The organism is Bartonella sp. AP36NXGY, from assembly GCF_042195865.1.
Classification (GTDB): domain Bacteria; phylum Pseudomonadota; class Alphaproteobacteria; order Rhizobiales; family Rhizobiaceae; genus Bartonella.
Map to the genome: position 1 here is coordinate 1 of NZ_JBHIPD010000070.1, position 2,485 is coordinate 2,485.

Here is a 2,485-nt window from a genome sequence, read left to right on the forward strand (position 1 = left end):
AATGGGAAGGTTTGCGTTTAGAGGCATATAGAGACACGGCATGTATCTGGACGATTGGTTATGGTCACACCAGCAATGCGGGTCACCCCCTTGTCAAAAAAGGCATGTGTATTAGCCAAAAGCAAGCGGAAGAAATCCTTTGTGAAGACTTAAAGCAATTTGAGCAGACAGTCGAGGAATCGGTCACGGTTTCGTTAACGGATTGCCAATTCGCGGCATTGGTCTCATTTTGCTATAATGTAGGAACAGCTGCTTTTCGCAAGTCAACCTTATTGAAGAAGCTTAATCAAGGGGATTATGAAGCCGTACCCTTAGAATTACAGAAATGGAATAAGGTCGGTGGGAAGCCTCTTGCGGGTTTAGCCAACCGTCGAGCAGCAGAAGCAGGATTATGGGTAAAAGGGGCTTATGTTTCTTCGAATTATCAAAGGGTAGAAACGAAAACAGCAAGCGGTCTTTTAAAGATAGAAGCACTTGCCCCGATTATAGGGTCTTGTTCTGGTTTTGGAGGCTTGTTGGTTGGCAATGGTCCGGTGCAATGGGCTTTAGCAGGCATGATGGTTTTAGCGGCTGTAACGGGCATAGTGATTGTCGCCAAGCGGTTTGGGGAGCAACGCTTATGATTTTTTGGCTAAAGAAATATTCTCTTATGTTTACAGCGGCTTTAGCCGTTTTTTTTATGGCTTTAGCCAAGGCGTTTCAGCTTGGCAAGCAAAGCGAACGGCAAAAGCAAACAGAGAATGCTTTAAAGACAGCAACAACCCGTCTTGAGGTAGAAAATGAAGTTAATCGAAAAAGTGATGCTGGTGTGCGCTCTGAACTTTCTCGTTGGGTGCGCGGCAAATAGGTCTGTTTCTTGTGGTGGCTGGTTGCCCATTTATTTGGATAATCAGGATGTTGCGGTCATCAGTTCCAACCTTGCAAGAGATATTTTGAAGCATAACAAGCAGGGAGCCCATTTATGTGGTTGGAAAGATGGTCAAGAAACGAAGCAGCAAAGATAAAGGTCTTACAGAAACAGAACAACAGCTCCTTCACGAGATGATAGAGACCTATCAAGGCTTAAAGATGATGTCACGCTTTATGAAGTGGATTGCCTTCATTGTCTTTATGTTTGTTATTGATTTTGCCCGCCTTATGGATGCACTCGATAATATCTTATCACATCTTAAAAGATGGATAACAAAAAGTTAGATATCAAATCTCTCCTTTAAAAATATGATGAAACAAGAATTTACACAAACATTGTTTGCGTGGATGGGTGGTAAACACTATCTGCGTAAGAAAATTATACCGATTTTAAATAATATTGACCACGAAACCTATGTTGAACCGTTTTTAGGCTCTGGTGTTATTTTCCTAAATAAAAAACCAGCAAAATATTCTGTCATTAATGATTTGAATGGAGAGATCACGAATCTGTTTCAATGCGTTCAAAATGACTTTGATGATTTAGCTAAACGATTGGAGTGGTTTGTTTGTTCAAGACAGTTGTTTTTTGAACTTGCGGCGATTGATCCAGAAAGCCTTTCCAAAGTTGAAAGAGCCGCACGTTTTTTGTTTCTCCAACGTTGTGTGATGTATGGGAAAAAAGAGTATGTCTCTTTTGGCTTTGGAAGGAAAAAGCCTATAGCATTTAATCCCGATAAGCTGTTATCAAGGATGCGACGTGTTAGACAGAAGCTTCTTGATACGACAATCTTAAATTTGTCGTGGGAACGGGTTATCGAGCTATTTGATGCACCCGACAGTTTATTTTACCTAGACCCGCCTTATCTTGTGAAGAAGAAGTGTTATAGCTCTGGGAATTTTGTTGAAGATGATTTTGTGAGTATGGCAAAAGTTCTCAAAAGCATACAAGGCAAATTTGTCTTGAGTCTCAATGATTGTGATGCGGTTCGAGAGATCTTTAAGGATTTTGACTTTTTAGAATTAGAGACCCTTTGGACCTCTGGTTTTGCTAAAAAACCACCCCGAAAAGAACTCTTGATTCGTAATAATTGAAGAAAATCATAAAAAGATTTGTTAGAATCAGAAGAAATATTTCTTCTCTAATAGGACTTTTTATATGGTTACATCTTTTGGTAAAATTTTACGGAAACTTCGCATTGATCACTCCGAACGCCTCTTAGATATGGCTAAGAAATTAGACATATCTGTATCATTTTTATCTGCTGTAGAAATTGGCAAAAAATCTGTTCCTGTAGGACTGGAGGAAAAGATAATTGAACTCTATGCTTTAGATCAAGAGGTAGCAGAAATTTTGAGAAGAGAATCGGATGCTTGTCGCAAAAGTTTTACAATCAAGACTTCTGATCCGTTGAGAGGTGAAGCTGTTGGCATGTTTTTTAGAACTTTAAAAGATTTTTCACAAGAGGATTTAGAAGCATTCAAAACATTATTAGAGATGATTAGCGAAGCGCAAAGAAAAGAAAATGCTACTGTTGTAGACAAATGTTAGAAAATCCTATTCCCTAACTTTTAT

General features: G+C 39.2%; 5 protein-coding genes. All 5 read left to right on the top strand.

Features of this window, described 5'->3' with window-relative positions; genetic code table 11:
- On the top strand, window positions 1–623 hold a 623-nt coding region (locus tag ACFINX_RS09715), incomplete at its 5' end, for a lysozyme (protein ID WP_375668763.1).
- Window positions 620–847 (top strand): hypothetical protein, encoded by a 228-nt coding sequence (locus ACFINX_RS09720; protein ID WP_375611041.1) that lies wholly within the window; start codon window positions 620–622, stop codon window positions 845–847. The genes ACFINX_RS09715 and ACFINX_RS09720, both read left to right, overlap by 4 nt.
- A gap of 116 nt (window positions 848–963) precedes the next feature.
- Complete coding sequence (locus ACFINX_RS09725) at window positions 964–1,194, top strand: hypothetical protein (protein WP_375635146.1); 231 nt, start codon at window positions 964–966, stop codon at window positions 1,192–1,194.
- Window positions 1,195–1,218: 24 nt separating this feature from the next.
- Window positions 1,219–2,004, top strand: a complete 786-nt coding sequence (locus tag ACFINX_RS09730; RefSeq protein ID WP_375668764.1) for a DNA adenine methylase — start codon at window positions 1,219–1,221, stop codon at window positions 2,002–2,004.
- Window positions 2,005–2,068: 64 nt separating this feature from the next.
- A complete protein-coding gene (locus ACFINX_RS09735) occupies window positions 2,069–2,461 on the top strand; it encodes a helix-turn-helix domain-containing protein (RefSeq protein ID WP_375660029.1) in 393 nt (130 codons plus the stop codon).
- Window positions 2,462–2,485: the final 24 nt, after the last annotated feature.

Coding starts and splice junctions, on each gene's coding strand:
- ACFINX_RS09720 (WP_375611041.1), top strand. CDS start 620: ATGATTTTTTGGCTAAAGAAATATTCTCTTATGTTTACAGCGGCTTTA.
- ACFINX_RS09730 (WP_375668764.1), top strand. CDS start 1,219: ATGATGAAACAAGAATTTACACAAACATTGTTTGCGTGGATGGGTGGT.
- ACFINX_RS09735 (WP_375660029.1), top strand. CDS start 2,069: ATGGTTACATCTTTTGGTAAAATTTTACGGAAACTTCGCATTGATCAC.